At 59.4% G+C, this 3,148-nt stretch carries 3 protein-coding genes; 1 reads left to right on the forward strand and 2 read right to left on the reverse strand.

The window, feature by feature from the left end:
• Positions 1-102 precede the first annotated feature (102 nt).
• Entirely contained in the window at positions 103-1,599 is a 1,497-nt protein-coding gene (locus tag ABG80_RS00320) for a hypothetical protein (protein ID WP_058085822.1), read from the reverse strand.
• Between the two features lie 55 nt (positions 1,600-1,654).
• Positions 1,655-1,999, reverse strand: coding sequence for an H-NS histone family protein (locus ABG80_RS00325; RefSeq protein WP_235513687.1), 345 nt, complete (start codon positions 1,997-1,999; stop codon positions 1,655-1,657).
• 107 nt (positions 2,000-2,106) lie between these two features.
• Between ABG80_RS00325 and ABG80_RS00330 the strand changes: the two genes are divergently transcribed.
• Positions 2,107-2,787, forward strand: a complete 681-nt coding sequence (locus ABG80_RS00330; protein ID WP_058085823.1) for a CPBP family intramembrane glutamic endopeptidase — start codon at positions 2,107-2,109, stop codon at positions 2,785-2,787.
• Positions 2,788-3,148 lie beyond the last annotated feature (361 nt).

Below are 3,148 nucleotides of genomic sequence, written 5' to 3' on the forward strand. Positions count from 1 at the left end.
CAATCACTCTCGTCTGCATTCGGCGCTGGGCTATCTCAGCCCCATGCAATACGAGCAACGCTGGCTGGCGGCTCAGCGCAAGAACGCCGCATGAAACCCGGGCTAAGCGCTCCGAAATTCAGGGGCAACCTCAGAGATGTTTTCGAGCACGTTCACGCCGAGCTTCTCCGCCGTGCGATGAAGGCGAGATGGAAGTGTTCGTTCGAGGACGAGAAACACCTTGACGATGGGCGGGGCGTCCGGGTGATCGACTTGTGCCTGGGCTTTCAGAACTGCAGCGTATTTGATGGCTTGGTACAGGCCGCGCTCATAGTCGCGCTCGAGCTTGTCGGAGATGCATGACTTCACTTCGACGCCGATCCATTGATGGCCAGACCTGAAGAACACATCGATCTCGTCGCCTGACTTGAGAGCGTATTCCTCTTCAGAGAACCAACCAGGCTCTGCGCCAACAAGATGAGGGTTGGCCTTGATGAACTGCTTGAGAGCCTTGTGTTCGTCCGACTCTCCGCCGCCCCAGCCGCCGGCCGAGGACGTACCCGCTTTCGTCGCATCGGAGGGCGTCAATCCGAGCAACTCTAAGACAGTGCCCCAACGGCTTCCGAAGCTCAGGATGCGGAGGTATTCTGCGAACACCTTGGCCTCCTTCTCTTGCCTGCTCAGGGCCTCGTAGCCGCGCCACCTGCCGCTGATGCCAACGCCTGGCAGCCCCTTGTTCTTGCCCTGACCCGAGACGACTATCGTGGTCAGGTATGGAATGTCTTCGAGTTCAGGTGTCGCGATGGAATCAATCATCTCGGTCACCGTGCCGAGGACTTGTCCGAGGCCTTTGGCCCAGGCTTCTCCGTGCTTGTTGCGTCGGTTCAACCTTTCGGCGAGGTCTTTGTAGGTGAGCGGCTGGAGCACGCCATCTCGCTGCACTCGGACGTGCTCAATGAGTATGGGCACAGCCAAGCGTGCGTATTCTGCGTTGGACAGGCCGGCCGTAGGCGCCTGATCGAATAGGCCCACCTCATCATCTTCGGGTGGGTTGGCGAGGGCGCCTGGCGGCGATTGGCGTCCAGGGAAGGCCCCCTTGGGCGACACGAGCTCGAACAGGTAGCCGGGATCGATGGTGTCACCGCGACGCTCCTGAAAGCGTTCTTCAAGGCGAAGCCGCGTCACAAGGTCGGCCCCGGAGAAGCCAAACACCCGTTGCAATTCATGCGCGCGGTCCATGTAAAAGCGAGCGACCTTGCGCTCCCCCCTCTTCAAGGACGCTGGATCCGGATCTGCCTCATAGCCGACAACGCGCAGCTTGTCTGCTGCAGCTCGACGCAGGTTTTCATCAGCCTCTCGGCCATGGGCAACAGCGGGGCCCTTCCATTCCCGCATCTTGCCGCCCAGTCTCACGAAGCGGCGAAGGCGGCCTCCCTCTGCGTCGTCCTCGATGTCGAGGATCTGGTCTCTCCAAAGGGTGCAGACCAACACATCGTCAGGGCTGAAAGCGTTCCATGGCGTGTCGTGTCGCGCGTGTTGAGGGCTTTTTCGATAGGTGTCGACGTCGCAGGTGAGCTTCCAGAAACTGTGGGTGCTCGTCTCTACTCGTTCCTTGTCCATGGCTGTGTGCTCCCCCTTGGATCGGTCGTGGAGGAGGGCCGAAGCCCTCGTCTGGTCAGATCGCGAAGTCTTCGAGCTTCTTGCCGTCTGCCTGTGCGGCCTTGAGCCACTTGGGCTGGAGGCCCCGGCCAGTCCAAGCGTTTCCAGTGGCTGGATCGCGGTACTTGGGCGCCACTGTCCGGCCGGAGAGCTTGTTCGCCGCGCCGGCGTCTGCTTGAGCTCGACGCTTACCTGGCCATGCTGTGGACAGGTCATCGACCGTGAGCTGGTGCTCTGCCATCAAGCCCTTGATGTTCGCGATCACTTCCGCGCGTTGAGCACGATGTGATTCTTGGATTTGTCTTTCGACTGCTTGCAGTTGCCTTTGAATGGTTTCTCGTTGATCCAGCAGGGTGGTCAAGGATTCTTGTGTGCTCATTGCGCCCTCGATGTTGTTTTGCGACGGTGGTTACGAATTGAATAAGTCTCGTCGGCCCAGCCTTCCATCGATGCTGGTCAAATCCGAGCATGAAGAATCTACTCGAAAAATTTGGGGGTTTCCTGGCTCTCTTGCTGATGGTGGGGTGGTTTGCCATTCAAACCTTTGGTGGCCAGGCCGGAACGGCTCTGTTCGGCAATTCGACACCCGTGCGTTTGCTTGCTGGCCACACTCTGGCTGCGTTGTTCCTGTGGGTGACCATCCGAGCCGTTCTCAGCTGCTCTGAGAAGGCAGGGGTCAAACCGATTCAAATCGGCAGTGTTCGGCGCAATGACGTGTTGATCCTGGGTGGGCTGATGTTGGCGGGATACGCGCTCGAGCGGCTCTACACCGCTCTGTTCGGCATCCAGGCCGAGACGTACATGCAGGGCCTCCTGAGCCTTCCTTCATGGCAACTGGCACTCATGCTGGTCACGGTGATTCTGGTTGCACCTATCAGCGAGGAACTGCTCTTTAGGCATGTCTTACTAGGCTTGCCAGCTGAGCCTGCACCCAAGATTGGTCAAGGGATATGGGTTCGAATGATCCTGTCGGCGCTTTTGTTCATGTTGGTCCATTCGCAGTATCAGCAAACCAGCACGTTGTTGCTCATGCTTTGGGTGGCCATCGTCTGCACGGCCGCACGCTGGAAAACGGGCGGCCTGGCGTTGCCTGTTGGCCTCCATGGGTTTGCCTCGGTCTTGGCCCTTGGCTTCCAGTTGCTGCGTTGATCTGCTGGTGCTGGCCAGCGCTTTCGCGCGGGTGCAACAACCTCGCGGCCAACCCGGGTACGGCCCTTAAAATGCACAAGGTGAAAAATATTCCGTGATGGCTGCGAACGCCGCAAGCCACCCCGGGAGAGAGATCGAGCACAAATGCCCTTGCGCGGCGCTTTGGGCCACGATCAAATTCGTGTGGCGATGCTGTGAATTCCCACGGCAACGCCTCTTCCTGAAGGGCACTTCTAGAAACCTCTCTCATCCGGAAGGCGCCTGAGACGGCATGATGGAGCGCATGATCACCCCACGCATCAAGCCCTCGGCCTTCTGGCGTCGCCAGCCCGGTGGCGACCTGTTTGTGCAGGACCAGCGC

This window comes from Aquabacterium parvum, assembly GCF_001447195.1.
In the GTDB taxonomy this organism is placed as follows: Bacteria; Pseudomonadota; Gammaproteobacteria; order Burkholderiales; family Burkholderiaceae_C; genus Aquabacterium; species Aquabacterium parvum.

What these genes read in the sequence shown, in the direction of transcription:
- ABG80_RS00320 (WP_058085822.1), bottom strand. Translation starts at nt 1,599, where the DNA reads ATGGACAAGGAACGAGTAGAGACGAGCACCCACAGTTTCTGGAAGCTC.
- ABG80_RS00330 (WP_058085823.1), top strand. Translation starts at nt 2,107, where the DNA reads ATGAAGAATCTACTCGAAAAATTTGGGGGTTTCCTGGCTCTCTTGCTG.